The organism is Rathayibacter sp. KR2-224, assembly GCF_049446075.1.
Lineage (GTDB): Bacteria > Actinomycetota > Actinomycetes > Actinomycetales > Microbacteriaceae > Humibacter.
Genome location: NZ_JBMSEB010000001.1, coordinates 2006331 through 2023503 on the forward strand (window position 1 = coordinate 2006331; position 17173 = coordinate 2023503).

The following is a 17173-nucleotide window of genomic DNA, read 5'->3' on the forward strand; positions in this document are numbered from 1 at the left end:
GAGGTCAGCTCGCGAACCCGCCGACGAGGCGCACGGCCCCGCCGTCCACGCCCTTCGCGCCCTGCTCGTAACCGGTGAGGTCGTGCTCGACCGTCGACACGCTGCCGACCTGCCAGGCCGGAATGCCGTCGATCGCGAGAGTCGAGATCACGGTGGATGCGGCATCCGCCGACACGACGGCGAAGAAGCCGATGCCCAAGTTCCAGGTGCCCTCTGAACTCTCGAGCGTGGTGCCTGCCAGATCGCTGAGCACGCGGAAGACGGGTGAAGGCGACCAGGTGGAACGGTCGACGTCGACCCACGAGCCACGCGGAAGCACGCGCGCGAGGTTGGCTGCGATGCCGCCGCCGGTCACGTGCGAGAGGGCATGCACGGATGCCCCGCTGGGCGAGGCGAGCACGCGCAGCAGCGGCGCGGTGTACAGCCGCGTTGGCTCGAGCAGCGCCTCGCCCACCACGCCGCCGAACTCGTCGAGACGGTCGGTGAAAGCGATGCTCCGCTTGGCCAGGATGTGCCGAACGAGCGAGTACCCGTTCGAGTGCAGACCCGAGCTCCCGATCGCGAGCACGGCGTCGCCGTTCCGCACCTTCTCCGGGCCGAGCACGGCATCCGCTTCGACCACGCCGGTCGCGGCGCCCGCGACGTCGTAGTCGTCGACGCCCAGCAGCCCTGGGTGCTCCGCGGTCTCTCCGCCCACGAGGGCTGTGCGGGTCTCGGAGCAGGCCGCGGCGATGCCGCGAACGATGTCGGCGATGCGCTCGGGCACCACCTTGCCGCAGGCGATGTAGTCCGTCATGTACAGCGGTTTCGCGCCGACGACGACGATGTCGTCGACCACCATGCCCACGAGGTCTTGACCGATGGTGTCGTGCTTGTCGATCGCCTGGGCGATCGCCACCTTCGTGCCGACGCCGTCGGTCGAGGTGGCTAGGAGCGGACGCCGGTAGCCACGCAGCGCGGATGCATCGAACAGGCCGGCGAAGCCGCCGACGCCGCCCAGCACCTCGGGCCCATGGGTCTTGGCCACGGCCGACTTCATGAGCTCGACCGCCAGGTCGCCCGCTGCCGTGTCGACACCGGCCTCGCGGTAGGTACTGGTGGAGTTCTCCGTCACGGCCTCCAGCCTAAGGCGACTGGGGCGAGAGTCACGCGCGGCGGCTACTCGAGCCGGGAGTGAGCGCCGAGAGCGTGCCAGGTGCGGCTGTGGTAGACGAGCGGCGAGCCCGCATCGCCGTCGGCGTCGGGCAAATGGGCCTGCACGGCATGCGCTGCGATGACCGTCGAGCCGCCCGCACGCATGCGGTCGATGACCTTGCCACGGATCCAGGTGCCTGCGGCCGTGAAGTAGGGCTCGCCCGTGACGAGACGCTTCCAGCTGTCGGCGTCGGCGAAGCGATCCACACCCCGCGCCGCGCCGAGCTTGGCGAGGGCGAGTTGTTCTGCGGACAGCAGGTGCACGACCACCGTGGCCGCCCTGATGATGGTCTGCGAACTCGAGGACTGATCGGAGATCGAGAAGACGAACAGAGGCGGCTCGGCGCTCACCGAGAACACGGACGTCGCGGTCAGCGCAACGGGTCCGTCGCCCGCGTCGGCAGTGATGAGAGCAACCCCAGCCGGGTGATGCCGGAATGCCAGCTTGAATTCCTCTGGCGTGAGCCCCTCGAACGACGGGGAGCTAGCGACGCCACCGTCCACGATGGGAGCCGGATCGGTCGTGCTCGTCACAGCACTCAAAGTCATGGTCGCGTGCCTCACTCTCTTCGGCCGGTGATCGGCCGGCTGCGCCATGGATGCGCACGAGAGTCGAGCGTAGGAACCTCGACGGCTTCGTACAACGACGCATTCGTAATGAGAATGCATCGCCCGGCGCGATCGGTGGTCACATGATTTCGCCCCGTGACGGTATGTGACCAGCGGCGGGCCGAGATCGGAAGCAGCGTGCTTATGGTCGCTGGGTGGCGAACACGTTGGACATCATCCAGCTGCGCACATTCGCGGCCATCGCGGACTGCGGCGGCTTCGGGCGCGCAGCCACCGCCCTGCACCTGAGCCAGTCCACCGTGAGCCAGCACGTTCGTCTTCTGGAGCGCAGGCTCGGCTCACGACTGGTGCGCCTCGAGGGACGACGCACGCGTTTCACCCCGACCGGTGAAGCGCTGCTGATCGAGGCGCGGCGCATCCTCTCGGTGCACGACGAGGCGCTGGCGCGATTGGATGCCACGCACGACCGCAGCATCGTGCTCGGCTCCACTGAGACCGCAGCCGAACAGATCCTCCCCGAGATGTTGAGGGAGCTGCGGGCCGTGTACCCCGATCGTCCTGTGCAGTTCCGCATCGAGCGCTCGACGCAGATGATCGACGCGGTGGACAAGGGCACCATCGACCTCGCCATCGTTCTCGATGTGGACAGCTCGGCGGCCGGAGCGGAGGTCGGCTCCCTTCCGCTGAACTGGTACTCGGCGCCGGGAAAGCAGCTGCCTGACGACGCGCCCGTACCGCTCGTCGCCTACATCGAGCCATGCGGAATGCGACGACGCGCACTCCAGGAGCTCGGCGGTCTTGGCAAGCGAGTGGAGATCACGGCCGAATCCGGCAGTCTTGAAGGCGTGATCGCCGCGGCAAGGGCCGGCCTCGGGGTAGCGGTGCTCCCCACGGCCGGGCCGGCGCCCTCAGGGCTCGTGATTCGGCGAGACCTGCCCGACCTCGGTCGCATCTACGTGCGGCTGCTGTCCAGGCGGGGTCTCGACACGGAGCTGGAGAGCTCCGCGCTCGGGGCGCTCACGCGGTTCTTCTCCGCCAAGCGGCACCTGCAGGCGGTCTGAAGCATCCAGTCGAGAATCGGCCGGAACCCAGCGCGTGGGCCGGCCGGGAAGGAACCGATGTCACACCTGATCACGGCAAGCGAGCTGGCCGGCGAGCTGGCGAGCAGCACCCCACCGCGCGTGCTGGACGTGCGCTGGCGGCTGGACCGTCCCGACGGACGACCCGAGTACCTGGCCGGGCACGTCCCGGGTGCCGTGTACGTCGATCTCGACCATGAACTCGCCGAGCACGGAGATCCGCGCGCGGGCAGGCATCCGCTTCCTCGGGTCGAGAAGCTGCAGGCCTCCGCCCGAGCGTGGGGCATCCGCCGCGGGGATCGCGTCGTCGTCTACGACGACCTGAAGAACATGTCGTCGGCACGAGCCTGGTGGTTGCTGCGCTACGCCGGGCTGTCGGACGTGCGCTTCCTCGACGGGTCGCTCAGGGCCTGGACGTCGGCCGGGCTCCCCATCGAGTCCGGGAACGTCGTTCCCGAGCCGGGCGACGTCGTGCTCGAATACGGCGCCCTGCCCGTGCTCTCGCTCAAGGAGGCTGCCACCTTCCCCGCGACAGGAACGCTGCTGGATGCCCGGGCCCCCGAGCGCTACCGCGGCGACACCGAACCCATCGACCCTCGTGCCGGCCACATCCCTGGCGCGCTCAACGCCCCCACGACCGGCAACGTGGATGCCGAAGGACGCTTCCTTTCGCCCGAGGCTCTCCGGGCGCGTTTCGCGGAGATCGGCGTGCCTGCCGACGGTCCGGTCGCGAGCTACTGCGGCTCGGGCGTCACCGCCGCGCACACGTTTGCGGCACTGACCATCGCCGGTTATGAGCCTGCCCTGTACGCGGGGTCGTGGAGCCAGTGGTCGAACCACCCCGAGCTGCCGCTCGCCGTCGGCCCCGAACCCACATGAGCATCGCCGACCAGACGACGCTCGCTACGGACCGTTCCGGCCTTCTCCCCTCCGGCCCTCCGCTCGAAGTGGTCGTCGCGCGGGACGTCGGGCACGTGCAGGAGACGCTGAGGCGAGCCAGCCGCGACGGCATCCCAATCGTCACCCGTGGCGCGGCGTCCGGTCTGGCCGGTGCTGCCGTGGCAACTGGCGGAGAGATCGTGCTCGACCTTTCGGGCCTCGACCGCATCCTGTCGATCGATCCCGTCGACGGCGTGGCCCGGGTCGAGCCCGGAGTCATCACGGCCGAGCTCGACCGAGCAGCTAGAGAGCTGGGGCTCTTCTACGCCCCCGACCCGGGAAGCGTCGGAATCTCCACGATCGGCGGCAACATCGCCACGAATGCCGGGGGCCTGCGCGGGGCGAAGTACGGCGTCACTCGGGATGCCGTACTCGCTCTCGACGTGGTGCTGGCCGACGGCGAGCTGGTGCACGTCGGGCGCTCCACCGTGAAGGGTGTGACCGGCTACGACCTCGCCGGCCTGATCGTCGGTTCGGAGGGAACGCTCGGCGTCGTGGTCGGCGCGACCCTGCGCCTGCTGCCGATCCCGCCGCACACCGCGACGGCCATCGCCTACTTCGACTCGCTGGAGTCTGCAGCGGATGCCGTCGCGGGCATCGCGGTGAGCGGCACGCGACCCAGCGTGCTCGAGATCATCGACGGCGCGACCCTGCAGGCCATCGACGATGCGCAAGGCAGCACGCTGCACGACAGAGGCGAGGCCCTTCTCGTGGTGCAGACCGACGGCTTCGGGGCGGAAGCGGAGCTCGCCGTCGTGCTCGCCGTGCTGAACGCGAGTGCCGCTTCGGTGGAATGGACAACGGATGCGGGCGAGGCTGAGCATCTGCTCGCGGCCAGGCGACTGGCGCTTCCCGCCATAGAACGGTTGGGCCGCGTGCTCATCGAAGACATCGCGGTGCCGCGCAGCCGACTAGCCGAAGCCATCCGCGAGATCGGAGTCATCGCCGAACGGACGGGGGTGCGCATCTTCGTCTTCGGGCATGCCGGGGACGGCAACCTGCATCCGATCATCCTGATCGGAGGGGATGCCGCGCAGCAGATCCCTGAGGCGGCGCGCACTGCCGCCGATGCCATCTTCGGCCTGGCCCTTCGGTTGGGCGGCACGCTCACGGCAGAGCACGGCATCGGGCTGCTCAAGCGGGAGTGGGTGCGCGCCGAGGTCGGCGACCGCGTGCTGGCGCTGCACGGCGAGCTCAAGCGCGTGCTCGACCCGGCAGGCATCCTCAACCCAGGCAAGGCGTTCTGAGCACACCGACACCGCACCGCCGCCGACGATCCGACGCGCTCGGCTTCACCCCGGGAGATCCCATGTCACCGCACCAGTCCCCGCAGCTCGCCGACGGCTACCTGCCGGAGCGCTATGTCGTGGTCGGTGCCGGGGCCGTGGGTGTGACGTTGGCGGTGGAGCTGCACGGCGCGGGCAGGCAGGTCGTGCTGATCGCGCGCGGCAGCCAGCTGGAGCATGCGAGGGCCGGCACCCTGCGCTACATCCGCCCAGAGGGCGAAGAGACGGTGGATGCCTCGATAGCGGCTCCGATCGGGGAACTCGTGCTGCGCTCGGGTGACGTCCTGGTGCTCGCCACGAAGTCGCAGGACAGCGAGCGGACTCTCGCCGACCTCGCCGGAGTCCCCGCCCGAGCACCGCTGGGCAGCGCACGCGACGTTCCCGTTCTGACACTCCAGAACGGCCTCGACAGCGAGCGCAGCGCCCTCCGCCGCTTCGCCACCGTGCTCGCCGGTGTTCTTTGGTTGCCGTCGAGCTACACGCGGCCAGGAGAGGTCGTGTCGCCCGGCGATCCAGCCGTCGGCACCGTGTGGCTCGGCGGGTACCGCGACGGGGACGGCGCCCTGGCCAACCGCGTTGCCGCCGATCTCCGAGCGGCGAGCTTCGAGGCCCAGGCCGTCGCGGACATCGCTCGCTGGAAGGCGGCCAAGCTCGTCGTCGCCGCAGGGTTCGGTCTCGACGCACTGTATCCGCCAAGTGCGCTTCGGGATGCCGCACGTCGGCTCATCGAGGATGAGGCGCGCGCCGTTCTCGCGGCAGCGGGCTGGGGAATCGCCGACTTCCGCACGGAATCGACGATCCCGCTCGAGCGCAGCGCGGCGGCGGACATCCCGGACCATCCGCGGGGCGGCAGCTCCACGTGGCAGAGCCTGCACACCGGCCGCAGCCTGGAGACCGACTTCCTGAACGGCGAGATCGTTCTGCAGGCGCGGCTGAACGGCCTGGATGCCCCGGCGAACGAAGCACTGCAGGCGCGTCTCGCGCGCGCTCGCGCTGAAGGCACGCCCGCGGCATCCCTCGACGAGGACGACCTGCTGCAGACGGTGCAGGCACTGAGCCTCGCGTGACGTCCGGCCCGCAGGAGACGCGAACCGGTCAGGAGGCCGGAACGCTCTCCTCGACGGGAGCCGTGGGCAGGCCGGCATCCCTCCAGGCAGGGAACCCGCCGTCGACGTGAACGACGTTGCGGAACCCGAGCTCGAGCAACTCGACCGCCACCGGGAGCGAGCCGTTGATGGAGCCGCAGATGACCACGATGGCCTGGTCGTGATCCGCCACGCCCGGCAGCGCCGCGTCTGAACCGACGTCGAACTGTTCGCCGATCCTGGTGCGGTCCGCGATGACGGCCTGAGGGATGGCGCCGTTCTGTTCACGGTTGCCTGCGCTTCGCACGTCGATGAGTAGGGCTCCACCTGCCACTGCGGCTGCCGCGAGTTGGGGCGTCACGAGCTGGGGTGTGCTGGAAGCAGTGCCGGGCGCGACTCCTGCGTCGGGCAGGGAGCAGGCGGAGCTGTCGGATGAGGCGGTGGACATGGTGCTTTTCCTTTCGTGAATGACTGGTCGGCCGGTCAGGCCGGCACCGAACGGCGCCCTGGGATGGCCGCTAGTAGTTCCCTCGTCAGCTCGTGTCGGGGATCGCCGAAGACCTGCGAGGTAGGTCCGGACTCGACGACGCGCCCCTTGCCGAGGACGGCGACACGGTGCGCGAGCCCGGAGACAACGGCGAGATCGTGCGAGATGACCAGGTAGGCGAGGCCCAGCTCGCGCTGCAGCTCGCCGAGAAGGTCGAGGATCTGTGCTTGCACCGAGACGTCGAGCGCCGAGACCGGCTCGTCGAGCAGCACGAGCTCGGGCCTGAGTGCCAGCGCCCTCGCGATCGCGACACGCTGCCGCTGACCGCCTGAAAGCTCGGCCGGTCGTCGATCGAGCGCACTCTGCGGCAGCGCCACGCGTTCGAGAAGCTCGCGTACCGCCGCACCTCGCGATGCACGGTCTCCGATTCGGAATGCCTCGAGCGGTTCCGCGATGATCTGCGCGACGCTGAACTTGGGATCCAGCGATGCGAACGGGTTCTGGTGCACGAGTTGCACTCGGCGCCGCAACGGACGCAGTGCGCGCCAGCCGAGGCCGGAGACATCCGCACCGTCGAAGTGCACCGTGCCCGACGTCGGGCGCTCGAGGCCCATGGCGATGCGCAGCGTCGTGGTCTTGCCGGAGCCCGATTCCCCGACCAGCGCCAGGGTCTCGCCTGGCGAAACGCTGAGGCTCACGTCGTCGACGGCCAGGAGATGACGCGGACCGCCATCGGGCGAGCGCCCAGGCAGGCGGAACTCCTTCGAAACACCTCGGAGCTCAAGCAGTGGCACGGATGCCTTCCCCTCGGCAGGGCGGGCAAGCGGCGTCGCCGGCGGGACCGCGAACGCGGGCGCAGCATCCAGCAGGCGTTTCGTGTACGGATGCTCCGGCGCCGCCAGCACGCGCGCGGGAGTTCCACGCTCGACGACCCTTCCGTTCTGCATGACGACGACCTGATCGGCACGGTCGGCCGCGATGCCGAGGTCGTGAGTGATGATGAGCAGGCCGATGCCGGTCTGCTCCACGAGGCGGTCGAGGTGATCGAGGATCCTACGTTGCACGGTCGCGTCAAGGGCGCTCGTCGGCTCGTCCGCTATCAACAACCGAGGATGGCCGGCCAGCGCGATGGCGATGAGAGCCCGCTGCCGCAGTCCGCCGGAGAGCTCGTGCGGATACTGCCGAGCCCGGAGCACGGCGTCGTCGATGCCTGCGAGAGTGAGGGCGTCGATCACCTCGGCCGACACCGCGCGCCTGGGGACGCCGCGACGACGAATCACTTCGGCGATCTGCGGCCCGATCTTCAGCGTGGGGTTGAGCGACACCATGGGATCCTGCGGCACGAGGCCCGCGACGGTTCCTCGAACCGATCGGAAGTCACGATCGCCGAACCGAGTGACGTCTCGTCCCGCGATCGACACCGCGCCGCCGGTGATGCGGCCGCCCGAGGCGAGCAGACCGAGGGCGGCCGCCGCCATCGTGGACTTGCCTGAGCCCGATTCGCCGACGACGGCGACTCGCTCCCCTGGCGACACGCTCAGGTCGATGCCGTGCAGCACATCTCTGGCCTCCCGCCCCGCCCCGTAGGCGACGCGGAGTCCGCGGATGTCGAGCACGGGCCCGATCGCCGGCCGAGCGTCGTCGCGCGATTGATCGCTCATCTCTGCAGCTCCTCGATGGTCTTGCCGATGTGGTTGAGCGCAAGCACGACGAGCCCGACCGCCAGGCCAGGCAGAAGCGCGAGCCACGGCGAGGTGGCGAGGTAGTTGCGGCCGTCCGAGATGAGGGATCCCCACTCGGGCGAGGGGGGCGGCGCGCCGAATCCCAGGAAGCTGAGTGAGGCCACGGCCAGCAGCGCGGTGCCGAAGTCCAGCACCGCCAGCACGAGAACCGGCCCCCACGAGTTGGGCAAGACGTGGCGCCACAGCACCCGCAACAGTCCTCCTCCGCCGATCCTGGCGGCCTCGATATACGGGAGCGTGCGCACCCGAAGCACCTCCGAACGCGTCACGCGAGCGAATCCTGGCGTGATCCCGACGCCGACGGCGAGCGCGACGTTCACGGTGCCGAAGCCGAGAGCCGTGACGATGGCGAGGGAGAGGAGCAGGGCGGGGATCGCCAGCAGCACGTCGATGAACCGCATGAGCACGGCATCCACGACTCCGCCCACGAACCCGGAGACCACGCCGATGACCAGTCCGGCCAGCACCGCAACGCCCACCGCGATGATGGTCGCCTCGATCGAGAGCGAGCTGCCGTAGACGAACCGCGTGTACTGGTCGCGGCCCAGTTGGTCGGTGCCGAACCAGTGCGCGAAGCTCGGGGCCTGGAAGACGGTGTGCGGCGATGTGGCGCTGGGGTCGCCGTGCGCGAGCACGAAGGGCGCGACCGCCGCCAGCAGCAGCGCAGCCACGTAAACCACGGCGACCACCACTCCCGGACGACGCACGAGACGGCCCACCAGCCCGGCACGCCGCCGGGCCGGGCCGTCGGATGCCTCGCCGCCCGCGTCTCGCGCGGCGCCCGCGGCGCGCCACGTCGCTCGGCCGGCCGGCGAGCCGCCCAGCTCGAGGGCGGGTTCGAGCTCGGCGGCGCCTTCGATGATCGAGACTTCCACGGTCACGGCTGACCTCCTTTCATGCCACGCGCGCCGTGACGACGACGCGCGGATCGAGCAGCGGATAGACGAGGTCGACCACGACGTTCACAAGCACGAAGCCGGCAGCTGCGATCACGACGATGCCTTGAACGAGCGGGATGTCCTGGGCGAGCACGGCCTGCTGGGCCAGACGACCGATACCCAGGCGAGAGAAGACGGTCTCGGCGACCACAGCGCCGGCAACCGTGTAGCCCACGATCAGGCCGAGGATCGTGAGCGCGGGCAATGCCGCGTTGCGAAACGCGTGCACGGCATGCACCGCGAACTTCGAAAGGCCCTTCGCCCTCGCCGTGGTGATATAGCCCTCACCCAACTGATCGTTCATGCCGCGGATGAGCACCTGGGCGAGGATGCCCGAGGTCGGGATGGCCATGGTGAGCGCCGGGAGGACAAGCGTCGCGGGCGTCGCCGAGCCGACCGACGGGAACAGATGCAGGTCGAAGCTCAAGAGCTGGATGAGCAACAGGCCGATGAAGAAGGTGGGGAACGAGACCCCGAGGGCGGGCAGCCGCTCCAGCAGGCGCCGGAGCGGCCGCCATCCCACATACGTCGCGAGGAAGGCGAGCACGATGCCGCCGACGGCGGTGAACAGAATCGCCGTTCCCGCCAGTGCGAGCGTCGGTGGCAGGTTCTGCGCGATCAGCGAGGACACCGGCTGATGCATCGAGACTGATTGCCCGAAGTCGAGCCTGAGCGCCTTGCCCAGCTGCGAGAAGTACTGCACGATCACCGGCTGGTCGTAGCCGTATTCGTGCGCGATCTGCGCGATCTGCGCCTTCGAGGTCGTCGTCGCAGTCCCCGACCGGTTGATCAGGATCTGCACCGGATCGCTCGGCAGCAGGTACAAGACGATGAACGACACCGTGTATGCGGCCCACAGCACCAGTACGGCCTGGCCGAGCCGGCCCACCACATACTTCAGCATGCTCGCCCTCCTTCCTCAGGCATCCGGTTCCTCAGGCATCCGGTTCTTCAGGCGCCGGGTTGTTCAGCGCGGGCTTGTTCGGCGCCCGCTTGTTCGGGTGATCGGCTCACTTCGAGATCCACACGTCGTTGAGCCGCAGGAACGCCTCGTTCGTGAACTTCAGGCCGTGCACGGTGCTCGCGACACCCGCCACCTGAACCCTGTTCTGCAGCGGGAAGAGCGTGCCGGACGCGATGAGCTCGTCTTGGATCTGCCCGAACAGGGCGGTGCGCTTGGCGGTGTCCGGTTCGGCGATCTCCTGTGCGAACAGGCTCTGCAGCTTCTGCGCCACATCCTGCTTCTGCGTGTAGGCACCGGGCCCCTTGCCTTCAGCCACGACGGAGGTGTCGTAGTACGTGCGCAGGATGTCTGCGTCACCCCGCGTGAAGTACGTGCCGGTCAGGTCGAACTTGCCGTTGTTGGCATCCACGGAGAACTGGGCAGGGGTGTCGACCTGCTGCACGATCTTGATGCCGATGGCCTTCAGCTCGCTCTGCAGCAGATCCCAGCCGGGCCACGGCGCGTTGATCAGCAGTGAGACGGCCAGTTGCTTGCCGTCCTTGTAGCGGTACCCGTCGCTGCCGGTCTTCCAGCCCGCGGCCGAGAGTGTCTGCTGCGCGGCCTTGGCGTTGTACTTCAACGACGACGACTCGTTCTTGTACTGCGGAGTCGACGAGTCGATCACGCTGGTCGCGACAGGGTAGCCGGGATAGAAGACCGTGTCGGCCCAGGTCTTGCGGTCGATGCCCAGTTGGATCGCCTTGCGCACCGCGTCGTCGCCGAGGATGCCGTTGATGTTCGGCAGCAGGTCGAGGGCGAGCCCAGGCAGAACGGCGCTTTGGATCGATCCGCCTCCGGACTTGATGCTCTGCTGGTCGGCGGCGCTGAGCGGGTTGCGCGGCCACGCGACGTCGATCTGGCCGCTGTTCAGCGCACCCACCAGAACGCTCTCTTCCGGGATGTACTTGACATCGAGCTCGTCGATGTAGGCAGCGGCCCTGTTGGAGTTGATCGGCGAACCCCAGTCGTAGTCCTTGCGCTTGACGAGCACGACGGACTGGTTCGGCGTGTACTTCTTCAGCGTGAACGGACCCGACCCGTAGAACTGCCCGAGCGCTCGCTGCGCTGGCGTGAAGTCGGTGTACGACTTGGGCGACAGGATGCCCAGTGTCGTCGTGGCTGTCGCCTGCAGGAATGCGGCGTTCGGCGTGGCGAAGTCGACCTTCACCTCGTACGGATCGACCACGGTCGTTGACGAGTACCCGGAGATGTACGTGGCGCCGAGGGATGCCAGCGCGCCCAGCTTCTTGACGTTGTCGAGGGTGTCTTTCACCGCTGTGGCGTCGAACTTCTCTCCGTCGCTGAACGTGACATCCTTGCGCAGCCAGAACGTGTAGGTCTTGGCGTCCGACGAGACGGACCACTTCGTGGCCAGCCACGGCTTGATCGCACCCGTCTTCGGATCCTGGTCCGTCAGCGAGTCGACGAGGTTGCGGTCGAGCGAGCGCGATTCGATCCAGAAGTTCTGGTTGGGGTCGAGGTTGGCGTAGGGATCCTGGTTGAAGGCGAGCGTAAGCGTTCCACCCTTCTGCACCGCGGACTCCGACGTGGTGGCCGCAGTGCCCGCGCCCGAGGCGGAGCACGCCGTGAGCGCGAGGATCGACGCCATGCTCGCTGCGGCGACGCCGAGCAGTCGGCGACCGAGTCGTCGGTGGGGCGGGTGCGTGGTGTTCATGGTGGTGCCTCTCGTGCTGTGGTTGGTCGGGTGTCGTGATGTGATGCGATGCGGCCGGCCTGCCAGCCGACCGATGGTCAGGATCGATAGGTCGAAAGCACTCGGCTGCCGATGCCGGTCAGGGCGGTGTCGTCCTGAGGTGGATGGATGCGTGAGGCGAGCACGTCGCGCAGGTGGCGCTCGAGCGGATTGCTGCGGCTCAGGGCGGGGTTCCCGAGTGCGGCGACGGCGGTCTGCACGGCGTGGATCGCCGCGCGGGTCACGACGGTCTTCGCGGCCTGCAGCTGGCGCGAGGCATCCTCGCCGGAGTCCAGCCGCCTGGCGGTGGAGCGCAGGAACTCTTCGGCCGTGACGAGCTGCACCTCGATCTCGCCGGCAACGGACCGGATGCGGTCGGTCGTGGCAATGGGGGCGCCGAGCGCGCTCGGCACCCGCTCGTTGGCGAACCGGGTGAAGAACGCCCGGGCGGCTCGTGCGACGCCGAGGTAGAGCGCCGGAACGGCCAGGGCGACCCCGGTGAGGTTGCCGTTGTTGGGCACGGACCCCACCGGCGAGCCGCGGAAGTTCACCTCGGGCACCTCGACGTTGTCGTAGACGATGTCGTGAGTGCTGGTGCCGCGCTGGCCGAGGTGGTCCCAGGTCTTCTCGATGCGGATGCCTGGCGTTGGCGTGCCGTCCTCGCTCGCCGACGGAACGATGACGTGACCGATCAGGCGATCGGAGCCTTCGGCCGGGTGCAAGCCCGGCTCGGTGACCGCCCAGACCAGATGGTAGGCGAGCCCCTCGGACCCCGTGCCGTACGCCTTGCGGCCGTTGAGTACCCAGCCCGTTCCCGTGCGTCGCACCGTGGTCGCAGGCAACCCGCCGCGAGCCGGCGCACCGAGTTCCGGTTCGGCACGGATGGCGTTGATCAGGGTCGGGCGCTCGGCGGATTCACGCAGCAGCCGTAGGTAGAGGTCTTCCGGCCACACGTCGGCGAACGAATGCTGGAACACCGTCATGGCGGCGATCAGCGCGGTCGCGGGATCGCCCTCGCCGAGGGCGAGGAAGACGTCGACGACGACCTCGTGCGCAAGGCCGCCGTGGCCGCCCCACTTTTCCGGGACCGTCGCCGTGAGGATGCCCGCCTCGTGCACCGCACGGATGCCCGCCCACGGGAACGCGGCATCCCTGTCGACCTGCTCAGCGTGCTCGGCCAGAACCACCTTCAGCTCGGCCAGCCTCTCGGGTGAGACGTCGACGGGCCGCAGCCGCGGGACCGGCGGCCGCCCTTGTCGAACGTCGGCGAGATCCACCGTTCGGGTGTCCGCGATGCTCACGCGCCGACGCCTTCGAGTTCACGCCCGTCGTGGCGCTCCTCGCGCTCGCGCACGACCTCGTCAAGGGGACGCTGGTCGACGACCTCGCCTCTGCGGCCCGTGGCTTCGCGATGCGCGAGTTCCTGACGCACGAGCGGAATGAGGTAGCGACCGTAGTCGACGGCGTCGTTGTAGTTGTCGTAGCCGCGGATCGAGATCAGGTCGGCGCCGAGGTCGACGTAGTCCAGAATGGCAGCCGCAACGGTCTCCGGTGTTCCCACCAGTGCGGTCGAAGCACCCTGAGCGCCGGTTGCGGTCGCGGTCGGGGTCCAGAGCGCCCGGTCGTGCAGGTCGCCACGTGCGGCGATCTCGAGCAGGCGCTGCGATCCGACATTCTGCGGACCGTCGCCCGAGCGCCTGCGGCGCTGTATCCACAGCTCCTTGCCCACCGCCTGTTGCGCGGCGGCCGAACGGCTCTCCAGGATGCCGAGGATCTTGTTGGCCTTCTCCCACGCGAGCTCTTCGGTTGGAGCGATGATGGGCCGGAACGTGACCCACGTGCGAGGTCTGTCGGTGCGACCTGCCGCGCGTGCGGCCTTGGCGACCTTGTCGATCTGGAACCGGGTGTCGGCCAGCGGCTCGCCCCATAGGCCGAAGATGTCTCCCAGAACTCCACCTATGCGGTACGCCGCTTCCGACGACCCTCCGATGGAGATCGGGATGGTGCCGTTCACGGGCTTCACGACCGACACGAAGTCTTCGAAGCGATAGAACCGGCCTTCGTGGTCGAACGGGGCATCCGCCGCCCACACCTGGCGAAGGATGCGGATGTACTCCTCCGTGCGGTCGTACCGCTCGTCTTTGCTCGAGTAGTCGCCCTCCCTGGCCTGCTCGTGATCGTTGCCGCCTGAGATGAAGTGCACGACGGCGCGACCACGGCTGAGCTGGTCGAGCGTGGCCAGCGCCTTCGCCGCGACCGTCGGGTAGACCGTGTTGGGCCGCAGCGCGACGATCGGCTTGAGTCGCTCGGTGTGCTGGGTGACGACGGCGGCGAGCGTGAACGGGTCGTGCGCAGGCGAGCCGTAGGGAAGGAGCGTGTAGTCGAAGCCGCCCTCCTCGAGGGCCCTCGAGTACTTCTTGAGGTAGTCCACGTCGATGGCGGGTTGGGAGAGCCCGTTGACCTCGTTCGACGGGTTCACGTTGATCGCGCTGATGAATTCGACGGCCATGAGTGTGCCTTTCAGATGGGACGGGTGTGGACGACTAGTGGGTGTGAACGCGCTTGCCTTCTGCGGACCGAAGCGGCCTGGTCCCGAAGCGGTGTGCCCAGAGCGGATGTCGCCGAGGACGCGGGTTGCCGGCAGGCACGACGACGGATGGCGGCCGTGACCGAGCAGGGCACGGGCTGCAGCCGGTGCATGACGGCCGTGCCGTCCGGACGGGTCAGCGCGTTGCCGGTCTCAACGGCGACAGGGGCGAGAGCACGCGCACGCAGCGGCGGGGAGGCTCTCGCCCCGCAGCATTCGACGCATGGTCCCGGTCATGTCATTCACCGTATGAGCGACCCGGTCGCCGCGTCCAACGACGAATCCGGATGCTTTCCGATCACGCAGTGCGATGCGATTTCATGCAACGTCACGAAGCGTCGCGCGGCGTCACATGAGTGAAGTCCGACCTCAGCGTCCCGCCCGCTGGATCGCGGCGATGGCGGTGTCGACGGCCTCTTCGAAGCGGTGCGGCGGTGGCGCGCCGAAGCCGACCACGATGGCCTGCCGCGCCGGCACATTCGCGCGTATTCCCGGGCCGGTACTCGAGCGCGCGGCTGGCTCGTCGCCCACGCCGGGCGGCGCCACCAGGAACCACTCGAGACCGGCGATCGCGAGGCCTGCGGCATCCGCATGCCTCACGACGTCGGCTTCGCGGATGCCCTGCGGCAGCTCGAGCAAGCAGTGCAGCCCCGCCGCCATGCCCGTGAGGCGGGCGTCGGGTATCCGCTCCGCGACGACCGATTCCAGGTGTTGCCGTCGCTCCCGGTAGCGAGCACGAGAGCCGCGCACCGCCCGGTCGTAGTCGCCGTGCTGGATGAACTCGGCGAGCGCCAGTTGGGTGAGGGCTCCCGGCTTCGCACCGTCGCGGTCTCGCTCCTCGGACACCGCACCGACGAGCGAATGCGGCAGCACGCACCAGCCGAGGCCGACCGCCGGGCCGAGCGCCTTGCTGGCCGTTCCGATATAGACGACGCGAGCGGGCGAGAGCGACTGGAGTGCACCGACCGCCCTGCGATCGAACCGGAACTCGCCGTCGTAGTCGTCCTCGATCACGATGCCGCCGGTGCGCTCCGCCCACTGCACGACGGCGGTGCGGCGAGCCGGGCTGAGGGCGACACCGGTCGGGAACTGGTGCGCCGGCGTCAGTGAGACGGCGTCGGCGTCGAGCTCGTCCAGGCGCTCGATCACTGCTCCCGCGTCATCGACCGGCAGCGACACGATCTCGAGCCCGGCGGCCTCGAGGATGTCCCTGTGCGGCAGATGTCCGTACTCTTCGACGGCGACGCGGCGAGCGCCTGCCCGCACCAACGCCGCAGCCACGAGTCGCACCGCGTGCCCGGCCCCGTGCGTCACGTGCACCGTCGAGACGTCCGCGACCGCCCCCCGCGCCCGCCCCAGGTACGACGCGAGCGTGCCGCGCAGTGTCGCGACACCCGCGGCATCGCCGTAGCCGAGGTCGGCGACCGGTGCGTTCACCGCTGCCCTCCGTAGGGCCGAGGCCCACGCTGAGCGCGGGAACGCCGAGGTGTCGGGGATGCCCGCCCTGAGGTCGAGGCGGATGGCAGAGGTCGCCGTGTCGCCGAGCGAGGACGGAAGTGTCCGCCCGAAGTCGAGAGTGCCTGGCGCGCCCGCCGCATCCGGCGATCGCCCTACCCCGCCGGCGGCCCTGGCTCCATCGCCACGCCCGAGGCCGGAAGCCGTTGCGGCTACCCAGGTTCCCGCGCCGGTCCTCGCCTCGAGCCAGCCCTCGCCGATCAGGCGGCCGTACACCTCCGCAACGCTGTTTCGCGCGATCCCCAGGTCGCGTGCGAGGCTGCGGGTGGCGGGCATCCGTGTTCCGGGCGCCAACCGACCGTCGCGGATCATGTCGCGCAACGCCGACTCAAGCGAATCCGTCTTGCGGCGGGCATCGAGCGCGAGGTGCAGGTCGAGACCCGAATTGGCCCAGGCATCCGTCATGCAAATGGACTGTAGCAGGGCGCCATTCCGTCACTACGGTGAGATCATGACCGACACACAGACCACTGGCTTTCAGGCCTCAGGCGAGGCGGCCGCCGAACAGACGGCCGCCGAGCCCATCGTGCTTCCCGACGTGCGATTCGACTTCGACGAACTCGCACCCCGTTTCTCCCGCGCCATGGCCCACCTCGACCACGCTGCGGGCGTCGAGCTCGATGCGGCGCGCATCCCGGAGGGCTTGCGCAACCTGCTCAAGCTGCGTGCCTCTCAGCTCAACGGATGCTCCTATTGCGTCGACCAGCACTCACGAGACGCTCGCGACTGCGGCGAGTCGTTCCAGCGCATCGCTGCCGTCGCCGTGTGGGAGGAGGCGCACTTCTTCACCGCTCGCGAACGGGCGGCGTTCGCACTGACGGATGCCGTCACGCGGGCATCCGAGACCCGGGTACCCGACGAGGTCGTGGCTCGCGCGCTCGCCGCCTACTCGGAGCAAGAGGTCTCCGCTCTTCTCGCGCTTCTCGTGGCCATCAATGCGTGGAATACCGTCGGTGTCACGGCGCGCTGCTGGCGAGCCGAGGCAGAGGACGACGTCGCGAACTGACCGGCTGCTCGCGATCCGCCTGCTTCCCGGAGTCCCGGGCGCCTCAAGA

Annotated in this window: 15 protein-coding genes; 5 read left to right on the plus strand and 10 right to left on the minus strand. The window is 69.0% G+C overall.

Translation table 11 applies throughout. From position 1 onward, the window contains the following. Nucleotides 1–4 precede the first annotated feature (4 nt). Nucleotides 5–1114 (minus strand): phosphoribosylformylglycinamidine cyclo-ligase, encoded by a 1110-nt coding sequence (gene purM, locus ACO2Q7_RS09130; protein WP_423355292.1) that lies wholly within the window; start codon nucleotides 1112–1114, stop codon nucleotides 5–7. 44 nt (nucleotides 1115–1158) lie between these two features. Continuing rightward, complete coding sequence (locus ACO2Q7_RS09135; protein ID WP_423355293.1) at nucleotides 1159–1743, minus strand: flavin reductase family protein; 585 nt, start codon at nucleotides 1741–1743, stop codon at nucleotides 1159–1161. Nucleotides 1744–1958: 215 nt separating this feature from the next. Here ACO2Q7_RS09135 and ACO2Q7_RS09140 point away from each other — a divergent pair, with 215 nt between their 5' ends. The 4 genes from ACO2Q7_RS09140 (at nucleotide 1959) to ACO2Q7_RS09155 (ending at nucleotide 6135) form a co-directional block, all read left to right on the plus strand. Then, nucleotides 1959–2825, plus strand: coding sequence for a LysR family transcriptional regulator (locus ACO2Q7_RS09140; RefSeq protein ID WP_423355294.1), 867 nt, complete (start codon nucleotides 1959–1961; stop codon nucleotides 2823–2825). A 57-nt stretch (nucleotides 2826–2882) separates the two neighbouring features. Next, nucleotides 2883–3722, plus strand: a complete 840-nt coding sequence (locus ACO2Q7_RS09145; protein WP_423355295.1) for a sulfurtransferase — start codon at nucleotides 2883–2885, stop codon at nucleotides 3720–3722. After that, entirely contained in the window at nucleotides 3719–5029 is a 1311-nt protein-coding gene (locus ACO2Q7_RS09150; protein WP_423355296.1) for an FAD-binding oxidoreductase, read from the plus strand. Before ACO2Q7_RS09145 ends, ACO2Q7_RS09150 begins: the two co-directional genes overlap by 4 nt. Nucleotides 5030–5091: 62 nt before the next feature. Further along, entirely contained in the window at nucleotides 5092–6135 is a 1044-nt protein-coding gene (locus ACO2Q7_RS09155; RefSeq protein ID WP_423355297.1) for a ketopantoate reductase family protein, read from the plus strand. A 28-nt stretch (nucleotides 6136–6163) separates the two neighbouring features. Here ACO2Q7_RS09155 and ACO2Q7_RS09160 read toward each other — a convergent pair whose 3' ends face one another. The 8 genes from ACO2Q7_RS09160 to ACO2Q7_RS09195 form a co-directional block, all read right to left on the minus strand. Then, entirely contained in the window at nucleotides 6164–6601 is a 438-nt protein-coding gene (locus ACO2Q7_RS09160) for a rhodanese-like domain-containing protein (protein WP_423355298.1), read from the minus strand. Between the two features lie 35 nt (nucleotides 6602–6636). After that, a complete protein-coding gene (locus tag ACO2Q7_RS09165; RefSeq protein WP_423355299.1) occupies nucleotides 6637–8301 on the minus strand; it encodes a dipeptide ABC transporter ATP-binding protein in 1665 nt (554 codons plus the stop codon). Beyond that, entirely contained in the window at nucleotides 8298–9263 is a 966-nt protein-coding gene (locus ACO2Q7_RS09170; RefSeq protein WP_423355300.1) for an ABC transporter permease, read from the minus strand. Before ACO2Q7_RS09170 ends, ACO2Q7_RS09165 begins: the two co-directional genes overlap by 4 nt. 13 nt (nucleotides 9264–9276) lie before the next feature. Further along, nucleotides 9277–10224: an ABC transporter permease gene (locus ACO2Q7_RS09175; RefSeq protein ID WP_423355301.1), complete on the minus strand. Its 948-nt coding sequence runs from the start codon at nucleotides 10222–10224 to the stop codon at nucleotides 9277–9279. A gap of 106 nt (nucleotides 10225–10330) precedes the next feature. After that, nucleotides 10331–11998, minus strand: coding sequence for an ABC transporter substrate-binding protein (locus ACO2Q7_RS09180; RefSeq protein WP_423355302.1), 1668 nt, complete (start codon nucleotides 11996–11998; stop codon nucleotides 10331–10333). Between the two features lie 77 nt (nucleotides 11999–12075). Beyond that, nucleotides 12076–13317 carry an acyl-CoA dehydrogenase family protein gene (locus ACO2Q7_RS09185; RefSeq protein WP_423355303.1) on the minus strand — a complete coding sequence of 414 codons (1242 nt, stop codon included), beginning with the start codon at nucleotides 13315–13317 and terminating at the stop codon, nucleotides 12076–12078. Then, nucleotides 13314–14525, minus strand: coding sequence for an LLM class flavin-dependent oxidoreductase (locus ACO2Q7_RS09190; protein ID WP_423355304.1), 1212 nt, complete (start codon nucleotides 14523–14525; stop codon nucleotides 13314–13316). Before ACO2Q7_RS09190 ends, ACO2Q7_RS09185 begins: the two co-directional genes overlap by 4 nt. 447 nt (nucleotides 14526–14972) lie before the next feature. Further along, entirely contained in the window at nucleotides 14973–16523 is a 1551-nt protein-coding gene (locus ACO2Q7_RS09195; RefSeq protein WP_423355305.1) for a PLP-dependent aminotransferase family protein, read from the minus strand. Between the two features lie 46 nt (nucleotides 16524–16569). Here ACO2Q7_RS09195 and ACO2Q7_RS09200 point away from each other — a divergent pair, with 46 nt between their 5' ends. Next, nucleotides 16570–17124, plus strand: coding sequence for a carboxymuconolactone decarboxylase family protein (locus ACO2Q7_RS09200; protein WP_423355306.1), 555 nt, complete (start codon nucleotides 16570–16572; stop codon nucleotides 17122–17124). Nucleotides 17125–17173 lie beyond the last annotated feature (49 nt).